The 20,098-nt window shown below is 49.4% G+C and carries 21 protein-coding genes; 16 read left to right on the top strand and 5 right to left on the bottom strand.

All coding sequences use genetic code 11. The features are described from left to right. Positions 1-6 precede the first annotated feature (6 nt). Both LLH06_RS18440 and rlmN read right to left on the bottom strand, forming a co-directional pair. The gene (locus LLH06_RS18440) at positions 7-705 is read right to left on the bottom strand and encodes a ComF family protein (RefSeq protein WP_228170761.1); all 699 of its coding nucleotides are present in this window, start codon (positions 703-705) and stop codon (positions 7-9) included. A 118-nt stretch (positions 706-823) separates the two neighbouring features. Further along, the gene (gene rlmN / locus LLH06_RS18435) at positions 824-1,888 is read right to left on the bottom strand and encodes a 23S rRNA (adenine(2503)-C(2))-methyltransferase RlmN (RefSeq protein WP_394800335.1); all 1,065 of its coding nucleotides are present in this window, start codon (positions 1,886-1,888) and stop codon (positions 824-826) included. A 171-nt stretch (positions 1,889-2,059) separates the two neighbouring features. Between rlmN and LLH06_RS18430 the strand changes: the two genes are divergently transcribed. The 11 genes from LLH06_RS18430 (at position 2,060) to LLH06_RS18380 (ending at position 12,921) form a co-directional block, all read left to right on the top strand. Beyond that, positions 2,060-3,223, top strand: a complete 1,164-nt coding sequence (locus LLH06_RS18430) for an amidohydrolase family protein (RefSeq protein ID WP_228170759.1) — start codon at positions 2,060-2,062, stop codon at positions 3,221-3,223. A 54-nt stretch (positions 3,224-3,277) separates the two neighbouring features. Continuing rightward, positions 3,278-3,553: an acylphosphatase gene (locus tag LLH06_RS18425; RefSeq protein WP_394800297.1), complete on the top strand. Its 276-nt coding sequence runs from the start codon at positions 3,278-3,280 to the stop codon at positions 3,551-3,553. A gap of 118 nt (positions 3,554-3,671) precedes the next feature. Continuing rightward, positions 3,672-5,174: an oligosaccharide flippase family protein gene (locus tag LLH06_RS18420; RefSeq protein ID WP_228170758.1), complete on the top strand. Its 1,503-nt coding sequence runs from the start codon at positions 3,672-3,674 to the stop codon at positions 5,172-5,174. After that, positions 5,175-5,609 (top strand): dUTP diphosphatase, encoded by a 435-nt coding sequence (dut, locus tag LLH06_RS18415; protein ID WP_228170757.1) that lies wholly within the window; start codon positions 5,175-5,177, stop codon positions 5,607-5,609. Between the two features lie 6 nt (positions 5,610-5,615). After that, positions 5,616-7,334 carry a tetratricopeptide repeat protein gene (locus LLH06_RS18410; protein WP_228170756.1) on the top strand — a complete coding sequence of 573 codons (1,719 nt, stop codon included), beginning with the start codon at positions 5,616-5,618 and terminating at the stop codon, positions 7,332-7,334. Further along, positions 7,312-8,124, top strand: a complete 813-nt coding sequence (locus tag LLH06_RS18405; protein ID WP_228170755.1) for a DUF4292 domain-containing protein — start codon at positions 7,312-7,314, stop codon at positions 8,122-8,124. The genes LLH06_RS18410 and LLH06_RS18405 overlap by 23 nt, the downstream gene beginning before the upstream one ends. A 19-nt stretch (positions 8,125-8,143) precedes the next feature. Continuing rightward, entirely contained in the window at positions 8,144-9,460 is a 1,317-nt protein-coding gene (locus LLH06_RS18400; RefSeq protein ID WP_228170754.1) for a murein hydrolase activator EnvC family protein, read from the top strand. Between the two features lie 55 nt (positions 9,461-9,515). After that, positions 9,516-9,824: a Sec-independent protein translocase subunit TatA/TatB gene (locus LLH06_RS18395; protein WP_228170753.1), complete on the top strand. Its 309-nt coding sequence runs from the start codon at positions 9,516-9,518 to the stop codon at positions 9,822-9,824. Between the two features lie 16 nt (positions 9,825-9,840). Continuing rightward, positions 9,841-10,029, top strand: coding sequence for a Sec-independent protein translocase subunit TatA/TatB (locus LLH06_RS18390; RefSeq protein WP_228170752.1), 189 nt, complete (start codon positions 9,841-9,843; stop codon positions 10,027-10,029). Positions 10,030-10,134: 105 nt separating this feature from the next. Further along, positions 10,135-11,571 carry an Asp-tRNA(Asn)/Glu-tRNA(Gln) amidotransferase subunit GatA gene (gene gatA, locus LLH06_RS18385; RefSeq protein WP_228170751.1) on the top strand — a complete coding sequence of 479 codons (1,437 nt, stop codon included), beginning with the start codon at positions 10,135-10,137 and terminating at the stop codon, positions 11,569-11,571. A gap of 54 nt (positions 11,572-11,625) precedes the next feature. After that, positions 11,626-12,921, top strand: coding sequence for a lytic transglycosylase domain-containing protein (locus tag LLH06_RS18380; protein WP_228170750.1), 1,296 nt, complete (start codon positions 11,626-11,628; stop codon positions 12,919-12,921). Between the two features lie 148 nt (positions 12,922-13,069). Here the strand turns inward: LLH06_RS18380 and LLH06_RS18375 are convergent, their stop codons facing one another. Beyond that, positions 13,070-13,393, bottom strand: coding sequence for a hypothetical protein (locus LLH06_RS18375; protein ID WP_228170749.1), 324 nt, complete (start codon positions 13,391-13,393; stop codon positions 13,070-13,072). Between the two features lie 210 nt (positions 13,394-13,603). Here LLH06_RS18375 and LLH06_RS18370 point away from each other — a divergent pair, with 210 nt between their 5' ends. After that, the gene (locus tag LLH06_RS18370; RefSeq protein WP_228170748.1) at positions 13,604-14,287 is read left to right on the top strand and encodes a DUF6624 domain-containing protein; all 684 of its coding nucleotides are present in this window, start codon (positions 13,604-13,606) and stop codon (positions 14,285-14,287) included. Positions 14,288-14,363: 76 nt separating this feature from the next. Here the strand turns inward: LLH06_RS18370 and LLH06_RS18365 are convergent, their stop codons facing one another. After that, positions 14,364-14,729: a hypothetical protein gene (locus LLH06_RS18365; protein ID WP_228170747.1), complete on the bottom strand. Its 366-nt coding sequence runs from the start codon at positions 14,727-14,729 to the stop codon at positions 14,364-14,366. 546 nt (positions 14,730-15,275) lie between these two features. Between LLH06_RS18365 and LLH06_RS18360 the strand changes: the two genes are divergently transcribed. Both LLH06_RS18360 and LLH06_RS18355 read left to right on the top strand, forming a co-directional pair. Then, positions 15,276-16,631 carry a M28 family metallopeptidase gene (locus tag LLH06_RS18360; protein ID WP_228170746.1) on the top strand — a complete coding sequence of 452 codons (1,356 nt, stop codon included), beginning with the start codon at positions 15,276-15,278 and terminating at the stop codon, positions 16,629-16,631. A gap of 240 nt (positions 16,632-16,871) precedes the next feature. Continuing rightward, the gene (locus LLH06_RS18355) at positions 16,872-17,201 is read left to right on the top strand and encodes a YbjQ family protein (RefSeq protein WP_228170745.1); all 330 of its coding nucleotides are present in this window, start codon (positions 16,872-16,874) and stop codon (positions 17,199-17,201) included. Between the two features lie 71 nt (positions 17,202-17,272). Here the strand turns inward: LLH06_RS18355 and metK are convergent, their stop codons facing one another. Continuing rightward, positions 17,273-18,523, bottom strand: coding sequence for a methionine adenosyltransferase (metK, locus tag LLH06_RS18350; protein WP_228170744.1), 1,251 nt, complete (start codon positions 18,521-18,523; stop codon positions 17,273-17,275). A gap of 220 nt (positions 18,524-18,743) precedes the next feature. Between metK and LLH06_RS18345 the strand changes: the two genes are divergently transcribed. Further along, a complete protein-coding gene (locus tag LLH06_RS18345; RefSeq protein WP_228170743.1) occupies positions 18,744-19,643 on the top strand; it encodes a diacylglycerol/lipid kinase family protein in 900 nt (299 codons plus the stop codon). After that, positions 19,636-19,980, top strand: coding sequence for a translation initiation factor (locus LLH06_RS18340; RefSeq protein WP_228170742.1), 345 nt, complete (start codon positions 19,636-19,638; stop codon positions 19,978-19,980). The genes LLH06_RS18345 and LLH06_RS18340 overlap by 8 nt, the downstream gene beginning before the upstream one ends. The last annotated feature ends 118 nt before the right edge of the window (positions 19,981-20,098 follow it).

Below are 20,098 nucleotides of genomic sequence, written 5' to 3'. Positions count from 1 at the left end.
TAAGCTTTATAAGGCATATGCTATAGTAGCTATACTTAAGCGCAGGCCAGGTACGGCCAGTAGTTCATGTGCACAAGCCTCTAAGGTGGAGCCGGTGGTCACGATATCATCCACCAGCAATATATGTTTGTTATGCAAAAGCTCCGGAGCGTTAAGGGCAAATACCTCCTGCATGTTCAAGTAGCGGTCGAACCTCGACTTTCGTGTTTGGGTGGAGGTGCGTACGGTTCTGATGAGCGTACGGTCAAGCACAGTGGCTTGCAAGCGCTGGGCTAAGCCGTTGGCAAAATGGGTACTTTGGTTGTACCCGCGCTCGCGCAGGCGGCTTCGGTGTAGCGGTACCGGTATGATGTGATCCACGTCGGTCAGCGCAGCGACCTGTAGCAACTGCTCGCCCGCGATCTGTCCCAGCCGGTCGCCGATCTTGGGCATATCCTTGTACTTGAACTGGTGGATCAGGTGCTGCACCTTGCCACCCTTTTCAAAATACAGCAGCGCGTAAGCATACTGCAACGGGATCTTACCCCAAAACTGCCGCGCAACAATGTTGTCCGCTTGTTGATGGAAGTTGGTATAAGGCAGATCGAACAGGCAATTTGTGCAGATCAGTTCCTCAGTACCCACTAAGCTTGCCTTGCAGGCTTGGCAAAGCCTTGGGAAAAGCAGGTCGACGAAATGGCTTAGGTAACTATTGCGCAGGTTCACGACCGTAAGTTAATGGATATTGCTGGCAGTGGCAAGTGGCGGTGGCAGTATTGGTGTTAGCGGTAGTGTAACTCGAACCGAGTGCTACTGTCACTTTCCAACTGCCACTCAAGAAACGTTACTCTACCGCTGCAGCTGCTTTATCCTTCACAGCTAACTGACCGCAGGCCGCATCAATGTCCTTACCACGGCTGCGGCGAACATTGGTGATGATACCTTGCTTACGCAGGTATGCGGCAAAAGCGTCGATCTTGTCCTCGCCGGCGTTCAGGAAATCGGCGAACGATATAGGGTTATACTCAATGATATTGACCTTGCAGGGAAGGTGCTTGCAAAAGCGCGCCAGCTCCATGGCGTCCTGCAGTTCATCATTAAAATTGTGGAAGATGATGTACTCGTAAGTGACCGCGTTCTTTGTCTTGTTGTAATAGTATTTTAGTGCCTCGGCTAATGCCTTCAACGAGTTCTGCTCATTGATCGGCATGATCTGGTTACGCTTATCATCGTTAGCGGCATGGAGTGATAACGCCAGGTTGAACTTTACCTGGTCGTCGCCCAGCTTCTTGATCATTTTGGCGATACCCGCGGTAGATACCGTGATGCGCTTGGCCGCCATGTTCAAACCGTCCTCGGCCGTGATACGTTCAACCGACTTCAATACGTTAGCATAATTAAGCAGCGGCTCACCCATACCCATGTACACGATATTGGTTAAGGGGATGCCGTAATTCTGCTGGGCCTGCTGGCTTAGCAGCACCACCTGGTCGTATATCTCGTCGGGGTTGAGGTTGCGTTTACGGTCCATATAACCGGTAGCGCAGAACTTACAGGTCAGGCTACAGCCTACTTGAGATGATACACAGGCCGTCATACGCTCTGTGGTGGGGATCAAAACACCTTCAATTAAATGCGTATCGTGCAACTTAAAGGAATTTTTTATAGTTTTATCGGCACTAAACTGTGAGTTATTGATCACCACATTATTGATGGTGAAAGTTTCTTCCAGCTTTTTGCGCAGTTCTTTAGAAATATTACTCATGTCCTCAAATGAGACACATGATCTTTTCCAAAGCCACTCATATACTTGCTTAGCCCTAAAACTTTTTTCGCCCAGGACTGTAAAGTGTTGTTGCAGAGTTTCCAAACTCAGGCTGCGGATGTCGATCTTACTATTGTTTGAAATCACAACACAAAGATAGCTAAATATCGGGATCCAGTTTTACGGCTCGGTTTTTGAAATGTAAAATTGGCATGTATAACTATAAGTTAAATTGTGTGTTATTTTTGTTGATATATTGTTATTGGAGTTAAAATGTGTAGATTGGTTTGGGGGTCATAGTTTCAATTTCATTAGATGAAAAGTTTTAGAGCCGATTACGTTTTTCCTGTTAATGCCGATCCTGTAAGAAATGGAATAGTCACTGTTAATGACCTCGGTAAGATCGTATCAGTTGATACAGTAGCCCCTCCCGACACACCGGTAGAACAATTGAGCGGCATTATATGCCCGGGTTTTGTGAACACCCATTGCCATATCGAATTGTCGCACCTGCATCAGCAGGTACCTAAAAGCACGGGGCTGGTCGATTTTATCAAGAACATTCAGCAGCTTCGCAACTCAGACGATGGTGCCGTTGCAGACGCGGCAAAGGCTGCCGATCAGCAAATGTATGATAATGGTATAGTGGCCGTGGGCGATATTGCCAACGGTGCGCATTCTATCGCCATTAAAAATAGCAGTAAGCTGTACTATCACACCTTTCTCGAGATATTCAGCTTTTTGCCCGAACGTGCCGAACAGGCCTTTCAGGATGCGCTGGAACTGCTAAAGCAATTCAAGCCGCTGCCGTCAAGTATTACCCCGCACGCGCCATACTCCGTTTCAAAAGAGTTGTTCAGGCTCATCAAGACCTATTGTGACAAGCATGATAACATGCTAAGCATCCACAACCAGGAATGTGAGGACGAGAATAAGTTTTACCGCTACAAGCACGGTCGTTTTCTGGAATTGTATGAGGCCTTTGGGATGGATATCAGTTACTTTAAGCCACAGGCCCGTAACTCTATCCAATCGGTGATCCCGCTGCTAAGCAACAAGCAAAAGATCCTGTTGGTGCACAATACCTGCACTAATCTGAAAGACATATACTTTGTAAAGCGCTTTGACCGCAAGATCAACTGGTGCTTTTGCCCTAACGCCAATATGTACATCGAGGGGCGCCTGCCAAAGATCGACCTTTTTGCCGACGAAGGTTTTAATATCACTCTCGGTACTGATAGTTTGGCCTCTAATGACAGGCTTTGCATCCTCAGCGAGATGCATACCATCCATAAGCATTTTCCGGCCCTGCCGCTGGCTACCTTGCTGCAATGGGGTACCTTGAATGGTGCCCGGTTCCTGGGTATCGATGATGAGATGGGCTCGATCGAACCGGGCAAGACCCCGGGCCTCAACCTGATCACCGGGCTTGATGGGATGCAGATCACGGCCGATACCCGCGTAAAACGTTTATTGTAGATCTGCGGCGTTATTGAACATTAGCCGTATCATTGCAGTTATATAACAACGGCTATGATCAAGCATTTGAATATAACGGTAAAAGGGAAGGTGCAGGGCGTGTTCTACAGGGCCAGTACTAAGGCTGTGGCCGATCAGTTAGGCATTCGCGGTTTTGTACGCAACGAAAGTAACGGCGATGTATATATAGAGGCCGAAGCCGAACCAACGCTGATCGACATGTTTTTAGACTGGTGTAACGAAGGACCCGAGCGCGCCAGGGTTACCTCCGTTGATACGACCGAAGGCGAAGTAAAAAACTATCGTAACTTTGAGGTAGTGAAGAGGTGAGTTCGGTTCATAACTGATGGTTCATAGTTCATAGCAGCTACATTAGCATTGGAGCTTCCATGAACCATAGCCGATAATCATTAACGCTTCTTCTTTTCAATAAAAGAAAATTCTCAAATTGTCGACCGCTAAAAAATTTGCCGGACAAACCGCCGTTTACGGGCTAACTACCATAGCGCCGCGCATTCTTAATTTCTTCCTCACCAAAATATATGTGAGCGCCTACCCGGCCAAGGTGTACGGCATTTTCACTACCATGTTCAGTTGGGTATCTATGATCAACCCTATACTGGCCTTTGGTATGGAGACCACCTTTTTCAGATACCTTAACAAACGCCCAGACGAAAAAGAACAGGTATATAACAACACCTTTGGCGCCATACTGGGCATTAGCCTCATCTTTTTGGTGGCCGTACTGCCCTTTATCACCAATATAGCCGAATTGGTACGGGTAGATCCGCAAACGCCGCTGCAAGATCACGTGAAGTACGTGGCCTACTTTATTGGTGTACTACTGTTGGATGCCTGGTGTGTGATCCCTTTCGCACGGATCAGGGCCAATGGCAGGCCGGGCAGGTACGGGTTGATCAAATGCATCAACGTACTGGTGTTCATCATGCTTAACCTGCTTTTTATTTACGGTATCCCATACATGATCAGCAACCGGTTGCCGGGCCACGAGTGGCTGAGCGGCTGGTTCAGACAAGGGTGGATAGGGTATGTATTCCTGTCGAACCTGATCGCCAGTGCCTTGACGCTGGTATTGTTGCTGCCCGAGTTCCTGTTGTTGCGACCGAACTTTGACCGCCCAATGTTCAGGGAGATGCTAAGTTACAGCTGGCCGGTACTGGTGGCCAACCTGTCGTTCGTGATCAACGAGAACCTTGATAAATTACTTTTAGGCAAATTCCTGCCCGCTTCTATCAGTGCCAGCGAGACGGGTATCTACGGTGCGTGTGCTAAGATCGCCGTGTTCCTCAACATCTTTGTCCAGGCGTTCAGGTTGGGTGCCGAACCCTTCTTTTTCAGCCAGGCCAAAAAGCAGAACGCCGGTAACACCTATGCCCTTATCATGGATTATTTTGTGATCGCCGTAACGGTGATCTTTATAGCGTTGGTGGCCAACATCGAGATCATGAAAGGCTTTATTAAAGGCCATGGCGCAGTACAGCAGCAGCTGTACTGGTCAGGACTCAAAGCGGTGCCGCTGCTGTTGCTGGGCTACGTGAGTTTGGGTATCTACATGAACTTGTCCGTATGGTATAAGCTATCGGATCAAACGCGCTACGGCCTGTACATCTCTGGTGTGGGCGCTATACTCACCATCGTGATCAACGTGCTTTTCATCCCCAAATACAGCTACATGGCATCGGCCTGGGCATCGCTGATCGCGTATGGTAGCATGATGGTGCTCTCGTACCTTTGGGGGCAACAAAATTATCCCATCCCGTACAATGTGAAAAAGAACCTGGCTTACATCGTAAGTTCGGTCGTAATCGTATATTTATCATTCTCAGTATTTCATCGCAGTTTGCTGATCGGTAACGCGTTGCTGGTGCTTTACACCGGTGTTGCCTTTTTTGCCGAACGCAGGCAGATACTGGCCATACTCAAAAGATAGATGATCATTCGTATTATCAACAACTCAAAGAACAGCCTTCCGGCTTATGAGACCCTACATGCCGCTGGTATGGACCTCCGCGCCGATGTGGCAGAGACCGTTGTACTAAAGCCCATGGAGCGTAAACTGATCCCGACGGGCCTGCATATCGAACTGCCGGAAAGTTTTGAGGCACAGATACGCCCGCGCAGTGGTTTAGCGTTCAAACATGGTATAGGTATAGTGAACTCGCCCGGTACGGTAGATGCTGATTACCGCGGAGAGATCAAAGTGCTGCTGATCAATTTTTCCGACGTTGATTTTGAGATCAACGCCGGCGACCGCATCGCACAGATGGTGGTGGCCAAGCACGAAAAGGTTGAATGGGAGCAGGTAGAGGTACTTACCGAAACATCGCGTGGTATGGGCGGTTATGGCCACACCGGTATAGGTTGACAACACATGAGGTCGAGGTATTGGGGTATCGTATCATTATTGCTTCCGCTGGCGGCCACGGCCCAAAGCGGTGGTAGCGCGTTGCCTGGGCGTACGCCTGTTAACGCTACTGATAGTATCGTTGTGCAGCAGATGTACTTTGAGGGTATGCGCAAAAAGACCATCGAAGATCTGAAAGGCGCCGGCGATATGTTCGCCCGCGTGTTACAGCTCGATGCCGGTAATGATGCGGCTATGTACCAGCTCTCGGGCCTCAAAAAATTACAGAACGATCCTACCTCGGCGCGCGAGCTTTTGGAAAAGGCCGTATCTATCAAACCCGATAATGAGTGGTACTGGCTGGCTCTGGCCGATAGTTATGAAAAAAGCAATGACATGCCCCGCCTGCAGCGCGTGCTGGACGAATTGCTAAGGCTTGGCCCGGGTAAGCCCGATTACTATTTTGATAAGGCCAACGCCTATTATGTAGAACAGAAGTACAACGATGCACTTGCTGTTTACGACAAGCTGGAACAGATGACCGGCCTCACCGATGACCTGGTGGCCAACAGGCAAAAGGTATACCTCAAATTGGGCAACATTGATAAGGCAGCGTCCGAACTGCAAGGCCTGATCGACCGTAACCCCGACCAGATCCGCTATTACCTGCTCCTGGGCGAGATCTACAACTCCAATAAATTTCCTGACAAGGCGCTTAGCATCTTGCTTAAAGGTGAAAAGGCCCGGCCCGATAATGGTATGGTGCATTTAGCACTTGCCGAGACCTATCGGTCAAAGAATGAAATAGAGGCCAGTTTTAAACAGTTGGAACTGGCCTTTGCCTCGCCCGATCTGGATATCGATCAAAAGGTACGCATCGTGTTAGGGTATATGCCCCGCATGGGCGACCCTAATGCCAAGGCCAGCGCTTTGCGCCTGAGTCGCATCCTTACCACCGTTCATCCTAATGAGGCTAAAGCCTTTGCCATTTACGGCGACATATTAGCTCAAAGCGGCAATTACAAAGAGGCACGCGAGGCTTACAAACGCTCGGTGCAGATCAATGGCGAGATCTACCAGGTGCATGAGCAACTGGTACGCCTCGAACTGGCCGACAATGCGCTCGATGAGGCTATCAAGGATGGTGATAACGCTCTATCCTTGTTCCCTAACCAGGCCTGGATGAACTACATGGTAGGGGTGGCCTATCTGCAAAAAAGGGAAGCTCCAAAAGCGCTGAGCTACCTTAAAAATACCGTAGCCCTGCAATTTGACGATAAGGACCTTTCGGCCCAAGCTTACGCCGCCCTGGGCGATTGCTATCACGAACTGAAAGACAATGGCCGCTCAGATGAGGCTTACACCCGCTCGCTCACCTTTAACCCCGACAATGCGTACACATTAAACAACTACGCATATTATCTGTCTATACGGGGTGAGGAGCTGGAGAAAGCAGCGGTGATGTCCAAACACAGCATCGATCTGCAGCCTAATACTGCTTCGTTCGAGGATACATATGCCTGGATATTGTTCAGGCAAAAAAAGTATGCCGAGGCGAAGGAGTGGATGGAAAAGGCACTGGTGCACAACAAGGACAAGGCCACGCAGGTAGAGCACTATGGCGACATCCTGTTCCACCTGGGCGATACCGAAGCTGCCTTACAGAACTGGAAGAAAGCAAAACAACTGGGCGCCGCATCGCCCTTGTTAGACCGTAAGATCAATGAGAAAAAGTATTTCGAATAAACTACCCATCATACTGATATGCTTGGCCGTACTGGCCAGCTGTAAGTCGAAGAAAAAGCTGGTCACCCGCACCGCCGATAGCGTGGCGGTAGCGACCAAGCCTACTACTACAGCTAATCCTGCTGCTGCGCGCGTTGCGGCGGTAAAAGCCAGGCAAACGCCTTTCAATACCTTTTCGGGCAGGGCCAAAACGCAGCTCAGCATCGATGGGAAGAACAACGATGTAACGCTGAATATCCGCATACAGCATGGCAAAAAGATCTGGGTATCGGTAACCGCCATATTAGGCATAGAGGCTGCCCGTGCGCTGATCACGCCCGATAGTATCATTGTGATCAACAAGATTCAAGGCGTATACCTTAAAAAGCCGTTCAGCTACATTTACAACTACGCCAGCCGCCAGGTCAATTACCTGACCATCGAATCCTTACTGGTAGGTAATGCCATTCCTGAACTGCTGGATGCTAACAGTAACATCACCAACGGCGCAAATGGCAATGCCACTTTGAGCGGTAACCTGCGCGATCTGGTATACAGCCTGCTGGTAGGTCCTGATCAAAAGGTGACGCAAACCTCGCTGGCCAACCCTGCCGTGGGCCAGTCGCTCAAGGTGACCAACAGCCAGTTCATTCAGGCCGATGAAGGCCGTGTGATCCCATCGGTGATCAACATCACATCGGCCGTTAAAAGCAAGACCATCAATGCTAAGTTAGAATACAACCGCACCGAGTTCAATAAGGTGCTCGAATATCCGTTCAGCATTCCTGAGCGGTTTGAACCTGCCAATTAAAATCATACTTTTGGGCAGGATGAAATTTTTGAGACTTGCACTGTTCCTGGTACTAAGCTTATGCCTTTTTAATAAAGCTCATGCGCAAAGCAGTGCCGAACTGAAACGCCGTCGGGATAAGATAACTGCCGAACTGGAGGACCTGCGCCGCGAGTATGAGGAGACCCGCAATAACAAGCGCGCCACCATCAAGCAGCTCAATATCTTAAAAGCCCAGATCGGTCTGCGCGAGGAGAAGATCAAGACCGTTAACTCTGAGATACGCCTGCTCAACAGCCAGATCAACAGCAATACCAACACGGTACACACCCTGCAAGGCCAGCTGGATCAGCTCAAAAAAGAGTATGCGGCCATGATCGTGTTCGCCTACCGTAACCAGAGCGCTTACAACAAGCTCATGTTCGTGTTCGCCTCTAAAGATTTTAATCAGGCCTTTAAGCGTTTAAAGTACTTGCAGCAATTCGGTACCTACCGGGAGCGTCAGGCAGCATCCATTGAGGGTACCCAAAAGGAACTTCACGTAAAGATCAACGAGCTGGACCGTACCAAGAACCAGAAAAGTTCGCTTTTGCAGGAGCAAGAGAAAGAGAAAGAGAACCTGGGCAAGCAACGCAGCGAACAGGATAAAGTAGCGCAAGACCTGTCTAAACAAGAAGGCCAGCTCAAAAAACAACAAAAGAACTTACAGGCCCAATACGCACAGATCAACAGGCAGTTCAACCGTGCTTTGGCACGTGAGATCGCCGAGGCACGCCGCAAGGCAGAGGCCGAGGCTCGTGCCGAAGCTGCCCGTCGTGCCGCAGCCGCTGCCGAGAAGGCTCGTGCCGAGAATAAATCGGCCGCCGAGATAGCCGAGGCCGCCAAGCCAAAGGTGATCGAACGCAAGACCGACTCACAGATCCTGACCGCAACCCCGGAGGCGGCCAAGCTGTCGAACGACTTTTTGGGTAACCGCGGCCGTTTACCATGGCCGGTAGGCGCAGGTCAGGTGGTACAGGAGTTCGGTATATACCGATCAGAAGGGATCACTAACGACAACCAGGGTATCGACATCCGAACAGGTGCAGGCGCTGCCGTACGTTCCGTTTTTGAGGGCGAGGTGACCAACGTGGTGGATGTGGCCGGTAGTTACATGGTGATCATCCGTCATGGTGCGTACTTTACCGGTTACGTGAATTTGAAGTCGGTATCGGTAAGTAAAGGCCAAAAGGTGACCACCCGCCAAACACTGGGCGCGGCGGCCACCGATCCTGCTACGGGCGAGACCATCGTACACTTCGAGATCCGCAATGTGGAGACGCCGCAGAACCCGAGATCATGGCTGGCCACACAATAAGTTAAACATTGTACAGTTATAATTGTATATATTTGTACCTTTAATAAAATCCATTATGTACAGTTCGGTCCTTTTGTTCTTGAACATCGGCACGCCAGAGTTGATATTGATCCTGTTCGTGGCGTTGTTGCTGTTCGGCGGTAATAAACTCCCTGAACTGGCGCGTGGTTTAGGTAAAGGTATGCGTGATTTCAAGGATGCCTCCGAAGGGGTGAAACGCGAGATACACAATCAGATCAATAACTTCGATGCCGAAAAACCGTCGGAGCCTGTACATCGTACTTCTATCACTAACGATCATGATACTCACGTTACCGAGCCGGTAGCTGTTGAGACCGATCACTCAGTTAAAAAAGAATATTAATTAAAATCATATAATCATGGGATTAGGCGCACCAGAGATCATCCTGATCATCGTTGCAATATTGATACTATTTGGCGGTCGTAAGATCCCTGAACTTATGAAAGGTTTGGGTCAGGGCGTCAAAGAGTTCAAAGATGCTTCGAACAGGGACGATAACACCACCACCACAAGAACTACCACTGAAGAGAAGACCAACGTTCATTAATAACGTACGGCTTTAAGGCCGGATACCGCTCTTCTGCACATTTTATGAACTTATCGGTTGCAATAACTCTATGGCAACTGATAAGTTTTTTTATTTTAGCGGCCTATGGTAAATACGTACACCACCCTAACGGCCATTCAGCAAGATCTGCGCGAAGGAAGAACCACCGTAAAGGAATTGGTCAACGGTTACTTGGCTAATATAGCCCGGTACCAGCACCTCAATGCTTTCAATGAGGTATTTACAGAAGAGGCCATACAACGCGCTGCTGATGTTGACGCCCGCATCAGTTCGGGCGAGGCTGGCCGCCTGGCAGGCCTGGTGATCAGCATCAAGGATAACATTTGCTACAAAGGGCACCAGGTTACCGCTTCATCCCATATACTTGAAAATTTCACATCAGTATTTTCCTCTACAGTGGTCGAAAGGCTGCTGGAACAGGATGCTATCATCATTGGCCGCTGCAATTGCGATGAATTTGCGATGGGTGGCGCTAACGAGAACTCCTACTTTGGCCCGGTGAAGAACATGGCCGACGAGACCCGTGCACCCGGCGGGTCATCAGGTGGTTCGGCAGTATCGGTGCAGGCCGGTATGGCGCATGCGTCCATCGGTACCGATACGGGAGGCTCCATCCGCCAACCGGCCTCATTTTGTGGTGTGGTAGGGTTAAAACCCACTTATGGTCGCGTGTCAAGGCATGGCATCATCGCTTACGCCTCTTCATTTGATCAGGCAGGGCCGATCACCCGTTCGGTAGAAGATGCTGCCCTGCTGCTGGAAGTGATCGCCGGTGCCGATGGTTACGATAGTACCCAATCGCGCAGGCCGGTACCCTCATACAGCATCGAACTGGCACCTGTTACCGGTAAAAAGAAGATAGCCTACCTGCGCGAGGTAATGGACAGTGAAGGGCTGGATCCTCAAGTAAAAGCTTGCCTGGTCGACCACATCGAAGCTCTAAAGGCCGATGGACACACAGTTGAGCCGGTATCGTTCGAGTACCTCGACCACGTGGTCCCTACTTATTATATCCTTACCATGGCCGAGGCTTCCTCTAATCTGGCCCGTTATGATGGGGTACATTACGGCTACCGCAGCCCTAATGCCACTGATCTTACCACTACGTATAAACGGTCACGTTCTGAAGGTTTTGGTACCGAGGTGAAACGCCGCATCATGCTGGGCACCTTCGTACTAAGCGCGGGTTACTATGATGCCTACTATGCCAAGGCGCAAAAGGTACGCCGACTGATCCAGCAGCGCACCAACGCTATTTTAGAAGAGTACGACATGATCCTGACACCTACTGCTCCTGAGCCCGCGTTCAAGATCGGTCGTCAGGATATCGACCCTATCGTTACTTACCTGGAGGATATCTTTACGGTACAGGCCTCACTGGCCGGTGTGCCGGCAATATCTGTCCCGGTACAAAACAACAGCGCAGGTTTACCGTTAGGGTTACAACTCTGCACCAAAGCATTTAACGAGGTCGAATTGTTAAATTTTGCAACTTATCTTTTAGGATTGCGTAAAAGTTAATAAATTGGTCACTTCGGAAAGTGTGTTTATAAACGTGACCATAGAAGCCTGAGAATGAAGAAACTCCTTACGACAACTATTTTACTGTTCGCATTCAAAACTTACCAGGCGTATGCTCAGCCTGCCTACAATGACACCACCCAATACGAGCAAAATTTCGTACCCAGTTATAAGATAGCAGCACCTGTGTCGCCAGGTGTGGCCGCGCAGCTCCAGCAAAATGCGGTGGAGAACTCGATCTTCAAGATCCGTTTAGATTCTTTGCAGCGCGACATCCAGCTTGATCATAACGAGTATGTACAGGCTTACATCAATACTTACCTGGCGCCTAACCGCCGTAACGATATGGCCCGCATCATGGGTCTGTCCAAATACTATTTCCCTATTTACGAGAAGGCCTTCCGCGATGCGGGTATCCCTGATGAGATGAAGTACCTCTCGATCGTGGAGTCGGCACTTGATCCTAACGCTGTATCACGCGTGGGTGCTACCGGTCCGTGGCAGTTCATGTCATCTACCGCCCGTATCTACGGCCTCAATATGAACAACTATGTTGATGAGCGCCGCGATCCTATCCAGGCCAGCTACGCAGCTGCGGCTTATTTGAAGGATGCCTATCAGGAATTTGGCGACTGGCTGCTGGCCATTGCCTCCTACAACTGCGGTAAGAACAGTGTTGAACGTGCTATGCAGCAAGCCAACGCTACCGATTTTTGGTCGATCCGCCAGTATCTACCTGCCGAAACACGCGGTTACGTTCCGGCCTTTATTGCCACCGCTTATGTGATGAACTTCAACAACGCTCACGGCATCACTCCGCGCGAGTGCACCATGAGGCTGGCCACTGATACGGTGATGGTGAACAAGTTCATCTCGATCAACAGCATTGCCCGTGCTTTGAACATTGACGCTAACGAACTGGCATTGCTTAACCCGGCCTATACCAAACGCATTGTTAACGGTACTACCAAGGCACCACGCCGCATGGTGGTCCCGCAGCTTGAAAAGGAACGGTACGGCGTATTATACGAGGTATTGAACGGCGAACGCGGCGAAGAGTCGATACCTGCAAAAGCCATGTACGCATCGGCACCGGTAGCTGATAACGAAAGCCATATCAAGACCACGCATACGGTGAAAAGAGGAGAGACGCTCAGCCGCATAGCCGATAAGTATGGGGTGGATATTGAGGACCTGCGCATATGGAACAACATCCGCGGTAACAAAGCTACGCCTGGCCAAAAGTTAAAAGTGAGCGCTCCTAACGTGGCCGCAGGCAAGTCGGCCAAGGCCGGCAAAGAACTCGCCAGCTTAGGCAGCCGTTCAGCCGCCGAAGTAGCCGGTAATTAACAGACCTTATTCTAGAAAATATAAGCCGTAGCGCCTGATAGGTTCTACGGCTTTTTTTATTGGACGTGCGGTCACGATCATACAGCTTATAGCCTAAGGTTGATATTATCACCAGCTTGGGCTATAAATTGGATCTTCGCCGATCAGCTCAATTCTCTGATGTGTACTTGATGGCGTCAGCCTTCACCACATCGTTATCATGAGCGCTGCTATTCTCGGTGCCAAATATGATAATGGCATCGGCACCGATCGATCTTGCATAGTTGGATAGTTTGGCCGTTACGGTCTTTTGTCCTACGCTCGGGTAGGTCATATGCCCCAACACTTTATGCGCACGCTTAACATCTTTAGCAGAATAGTAAATATCAGTATGCTCGGTAGGCGGCAACTTGTCGCCAAAATAGCCTACGGTGTAACATGATGTTATGAGCATAAAAGCTGCGATGATCGTTGAAAAGCGTAACGTTGTCATAGGTTGGAGGGTTTTTATGTTCGAGTTTGACAATAAGCTTGATACAAGGTTTATTGGCTCTGCATATATATATTTTCTCTTTACAGCGAACAGCTAACAGGTAGCCTTGGCTTAGTTGGGTGTTGACCAAATAAACCACAAGCCAATATAGTGGCGACTAATTTCATATATTGGCTAATGATACACCCTTATCCATACCAATAGCCTCAAATGAGAACAACATTTACCCTGATCCTAAGCGCGTTCATCTCGTTCGTAAATGCTCAACATGGCCCAAATTTGTTCCTGAAAAGGAAATTGGACAGCATTTTAATGCTGGATCAGCGGTACCGGGAGGCGCAGGTGGCCTTGAGCAAAGGTGCAAACAAGGATTCGATCGCCAGGATGTTCGGTCGTTCTTCTGATGGTTTGTTCATGTTCCTGGTGAACGATATGCAGCGGGTCGACTCATTGAACATGCTGGAGGTGGAAGGTATTATTAAAAAGTATGGATACCCGGGTGCAAGCCTGGTAGGTACGCCAACCAATGAGGTGGCCTGGAACGTGATCCAACATTCGCCACACATCAAAGATCATATCGAGCTGATCAGAAAGGCCGCCGCAAAAAAGGAGATACCCTTTACCCTGTACGCTAAGATGCAGGACCGGCTGTTAATGGACGAGGGCAAAGAGCAGGTCTACGGCACGCAGATATATGGCATGATGGTGCCTAACAAGAGCACCGGCAAGAAGGACTATGTGATGTTCGTTTGGCCAGTAAAAGATCCGGCCAACATTGACCGCATTCGCCTGAAGGCCGGCTTTGATCAGCCGATAGCGGCATACGCCAGAACCTTCGGTGTAACATATAAGCGATATACCCTGGCTGAGGTGGAAAGTTTGAAAAAGCAGTAGGTGTCATCAAACAGTATCGGGTTGTCGTTTCAGCCTAAGGTTGGTGTTATCACCAACCCTTTGATTTGTCATTTCACTACATGTGTTCCATGTAATGAGTTAATAGCTTGTTAGGAGCATTCAATACATAATAAGCGGCAGACGAATACTCATAATTCTCAGGAACATCGCACAGGTTAGCTTTGACAGGATTGTCATGAATGTACTCCAACTTTTGCTCCAACACAATCCTGTTATACATTGTAGCCTTGTATGGCCTACGTTCCCAAAACTGATATGCTCTGTCGACTTGTGTGCTTTTAAAAAAAGGTAAAAGGTGCGGGTAATTGGCCTCTAAACTGAACTTGAGTTGCTGGCCTGTATACTTTGAGAACTGTAATTGAATATTTTTATCGACCTGATCGTCCTGCTTGCGCCATAATATGTGGATATGGTTGTTCATGATGACGTAGCCGTATAACCATATTCTATTCTCGTTCACTAGGAAAGCTAAACTTTCAAGTATTATTTGCTTGTGCTCATGAGGTTTGAGTAGAGCCTTCCAGTTCAAGCAAGTCGCAGCAAAAAATTCTATGCCCTGATGCATACAGGCAATATATAAACTTCAGTTGGTTAAAGTTTTGGGGGTGACGACAACATAACCTTACGTATAACGCCCAATATTAAGTTGCATCGGTACACATAGTTGGTAAATAACACTAACTAGGGGCTTCAGAACCGATCGCTAGATAGCAGATCACGTGAGTGGTTGGTGATAACACCAACCACAGGCTAAGTCTTTACGAAGGTCGATCTATCAAACTCACCGCAGCCTATGGTTGGTGTTATCGCCAACCTAGACAACAATTCATCTCCTACACGGCCGATCTATCGCAGCCTAAGTGTCTAGCAAGCTCGATCCATCAAGCGCACCGCAGGTAAATATCCTGTTTCAAACCATTCGATTGCCATCGCAATGAATTATATTGCTAAGGCAAACTCTCAACTCATGAAACTCAAACTATTACTCCCTTTTTTGTTCGTTACACCGGTGGCCCTGGCGCAAACCACTGTTAGGCCTGATGCTGCCATACAGCAAATGAACAGCGAGGTATCGGCACAGAATATAGAGACCATCGTGCGTAAGCTGGTGAGCTTTAAAACCCGCCATACCCTAAGCGATACCACCAGCAAGACCACCGGCATTGGCGCGGCCCGTAACTGGATCAAGGCCGAGCTGGAGCGTTATGCCGCTGCCTCGGGTGGGAGGATGAAAGTGGAGTTCGATACCTTTACGCAACCCGCCGGGGGGCGCATTGGCAAGCCTACGGTGCTCAAAAATGTGCTGGCTACCTTGAAGGGTACCGACCCGACCGATACCCGCGTGTACCTCGTATCAGGCCACTATGATTCGCGGGTGACCAATGTAATGGATTCGGCCTCAGTGGCACCGGGCGCGGTCGATGATGCTTCCGGTACGGCCGTGTCGATGGAGCTGGCCCGTGTGATGGCTAAAAGCAAATTCTCGGCTACCATCATTTTCATGACCGTGGTAGGTGAGGAGCAGGGGCTTAACGGATCGACCAACGTGGCCAAACGTGCCGCTGCAGAGAAATGGGACATCGATGCTATGCTTAATAACGACATCGTGGGCAATACCGTCGGTATGGAGAACGGCATCAAGGATAATACCAGCGTTCGCGTTTTTAGCGAAGGTGTGCCCTCGACCACCGTTAACAATGCCCGCGCCCTTGCGGCACTGATCAATAATGGCGGCGAGAACGATGCGCCATCGAGGCAACTGGCTCGTTACGTGAAGGAAGTGGCCGAACGCTATGTAAGCCACCTGAACGTACGTATGGTATACCGCCGTGATCGTTTTTTGCGTGGAGGCGATCAAACTCCTTTCCTGCTGCAAGGCTTTACGGCAGTGCGTTTCACGGAAATGAACGAGGATTTCACCCGTCAACATCAGGACCTGCGCAAAGACAAGGGAGTTGACTATGGCGACCTGCCCGACTTTGCCGACTACCCTTACATCCAAAAGGTGGCTCGCATGAACCTTTCGGTGCTGGCTAACCTGGCGCTGGCCCCGGGCCAACCGCAGAACGTGACCGTGAGCACCACCGGCCTCACCAACAAGACCACCTTAAAGTGGGATGCCCCCAAGAATGGTAAGCGCCCGGCTGGCTACTATATCCTCATGCGCGAGACCATTAATCCTTATTGGGAAAAGAAGATATGGGTGACCGTTAATGAGTTCACGTCTGACTATTCAAAGGATAATTACTTCTTTGCGGTGCAGTGTGTAGATGCCGAGGGGCACGAAAGTTTAGCAGTTTATCCAAAGCCTGCAGGCCGCTAGAAAGGGCGTTACAGGTGTTACATCAGTGTAACAGAATTCCCCAGATTTCCCCACTTTTTAGCGTTGCGAAATTCGTAAAAACCCAACTTTTTCCAGAAAAATCGACAAAAAGCCGGAATGTAACACTAATTGTAACACCGTTCGGGCAAAATGTAACAGTTGTAACACCATTTTGTAACATAGCATTACCTATCTTGACCGCCATAAACACTAAAAATTATCAAATTCATAATTCAAGAGATGGACACTTCACTCATCACTACCAGCAACGCTTTAGACGGTTATAAAGTGGTCAAACATTTAGGCGTGGTACGCGGCATCACGGTACGCAGCCGTAGCGCACTAGGTAACATAGCCGGCGGTTTACAGTCGCTTTTCGGCGGCAGGCTTTCCATCTATGTAGAACTTTGCGAACGCACCCGCGAGGAAGCCTACCAACTGCTGATCCAGCATGCTGCCGCACTGGGCGCTAACGCCATCATCAACATGCGCTACGATGCCAACGAGGTGATGCAAGGCGTTACTGAGGTACTGGCCTATGGCACCGCTGTGGTGGTAGAGAAGGAGTAAGTCTATAGCACCTAAAACAAAAAGGCCGCATGATCAGATCATGCGGCCTTTTGTTAAGCTATGGGGTCGTATTACAAGCTAAAAGCCTGTTTTACTTTTTCAACGTAGTCAAGTTTCTCCCAGGTAAATAATTCTACCTCTTTGGTCACCTGGCGGCCTTCAGGGCTAACGAAGGTCTTGGTAACGGTTTGGCTTGGTTTGCCAAAGTGGCCATAAGCTGCGGTCTCGCTGTACATCGGGTTGCGCAGTTTAAAGCGGGTCTCTATCGCGTATGGGCGCATATCAAATAGCTCTTCTACCTTTTTGGCTATAGCACCATCATGCAGGTCAACTTTAGCGGTGCCGTAGGTATTCACGTAGATACCCATTGGCTCGGCCACGCCGATCGCGTATGATACTTGTACCAACACCTCATCACAAACACCGGCTGCTACCAGGTTCTTGGCAATGTGGCGGGTAGCATAAGCGGCAGAACGATCCACCTTTGATGGATCTTTACCCGAGAACGCGCCACCACCGTGAGCGCCCTTACCACCGTAAGTATCCACAATGATCTTACGGCCGGTCAAACCGGTATCACCATGCGGACCACCGATCACGAACTTACCGGTAGGGTTGATGTGGTATTTGATATCGTCGTTAAAGAAGTGGGCATACTTGGCGTAACGAGCCTTAACACGTGGGATAAGGATGTTGATGATGTCCTCACGGATCTTGGCCAGCATGGTCTCGTCGTCAGCAAAATCATCATGCTGGGTCGATATCACGATCGCGTCGATACGTTGTGGTTGGTTGTTATCGCTGTACTCCAAGGTAACTTGCGATTTTGCATCCGGGCGCAGGTATTTGATCTCATTGTTCTCGCGGCGAATAGCGGCCAATTCGATCAGTAAAGCATGTGCGATGTCGAGCGCTAATGGCATATAGTTCTCGGTCTCCACAGTAGCGTAGCCGAACATCATGCCCTGGTCGCCGGCGCCTTGTTCTTGCTTGTTCTGGCGGTCAACACCTTGATTGATATCAGGAGATTGCTCGTGGATGGCCGAAAGCACACCGCAAGAGTTACCGTCGAACATGTACTCACCTTTAGTGTAGCCAATGCGGTTGATCACATCGCGGGCGATCTTTTGCACGTCAAGGTACGCGCTTGAACGAACCTCTCCGGCAAGGATCACCTGTCCGGTGGTCACCAGGGTCTCGCAGGCTACTTTGGAGTCGGCATCAAAGGCCAAAAAATTGTCAATGAGTGCGTCCGATATCTGGTCGGCCACTTTATCCGGGTGTCCTTCTGATACGGACTCTGAGGTGAATAAATAAGGCATAAAAAATTTCTGTCAGTTAATATGATGTCCCTGAAAGGTAACCTGTTGGATAGGATCGGAGAGTAAAAAAGAAATTTGGTTTTAGCACTTTTTTACGTGGTTGCAATCCGGCTGCCGGGCAGCTTAAATCAAATCAGTCCACTTTCGGTCAGCAAAAGTAAAACAATTTTACAAAAGCCGAAAATAGGCTTACTTTTGGTGCCTGTAAAGGGATATATAGTTGAAACGGAAAGTCTTATTTGTGATAAACCCTATTGCCGGGGGCAAGGCTAAAGCCCACGTGCCCGAGCTGATAGATAAGTATATCGACAGAACGACGATCGATCATACCATCGTATTTACCGAAGAGGCTGGCCACGCCCACTGGCTGGCCAAAGAGGCTAGCAACACCTATCAAAGCGTGATCGCCGTGGGTGGTGATGGCACCGTGAACGAGGTGGCCTCGGCCGTGGTGAAAAGCAACGCCGCGTTGGGTATCCTTCCATTTGGTTCGGGTAACGGCCTGTCCAGGTTCCTGAGCATCCCTATGGATACGGTCGAGGCGATCAAGAACATCAATCATAATAAGGTAGAACATATCGACGCCGGTCAAATGAACGGGCAGTGGTTCTTCAATATGGCCGGTATGGGTTTTGATGCCCACATTAGCGAGGTGTTCGCACGGCAAACCAAGCGCGGCTTTATCACCTACTTCCGCTCGGCCGTGCAAGAGATCATTAACTATCGGTCGCAACGCTACCATATGCAGATCGATGGGAGTGAGTACGACCGGGAGGCCTTCATGCTGAGCTTTGCCAATTCATCACAATATGGTAACAACGCCCACGTATCGCCCCGTGCCTCGGTACAGGATGGTTTGCTGGATGTTTGCGTGATCAAGCCCTTCCCGTTATACCGTTTCCCAGAGATGGGCCTGCGCATGTTCACCAAAACGGCCGATAAGTCGCGCTATGTGGAGATCATTAAAGGAAGGCACATACAAGTGAGCCGCAAGCTAAGCGGACCTGTGCATCTGGACGGCGAACCGCAGGTGACCGGGCCCAATGCCGAAATAAATGTGGTGCCACTATCGTTAAAGGTCATTGTAGGTAACGAGTATCATCCAAAAGCACATGAGTAAAAAGAATAAAGATCTGCAGGGAGGCATCATGTACTCAACTGATCCGGGCTTCCAGTTCGACACCAACGATGATGACGGTATCACCACCCCGCCACCACAGCAGCAAAATCTGAAGATCTATCTTGACCGCAAGGGCGGTGGCAAGGTGGTCACTCGTGTTAGCGGTTTTTCCGGTTCACTGGCCGATCTGGAAACGCTCGGCAAGATGCTCAAGAATAAGTGCGGAGTGGGTGGATCGGTAAAAGACCACGAGATCCTCATCCAAGGCGACCACCGTGATAAGGTACTTATCATACTTACCGATAACGCTTACAAAGCCAAAAAAGCCGGCGGATAAGCCTGCCACACCTCACCCTTCATGCAAATGAGCAAAACAATGTATGCCGTTTTGCGATTTCTCTATCAAATAGCCGTCTAAATGGCTATTTTTTCATTTAGCATTGTGCATTATTGCC

It is taken from the genome of Mucilaginibacter daejeonensis, from assembly GCF_020783335.1.
In the GTDB taxonomy this organism is placed as follows: domain Bacteria; phylum Bacteroidota; class Bacteroidia; order Sphingobacteriales; family Sphingobacteriaceae; genus Mucilaginibacter; species Mucilaginibacter daejeonensis.
This window is presented reverse-complemented; position numbering and strand designations above follow the sequence as displayed.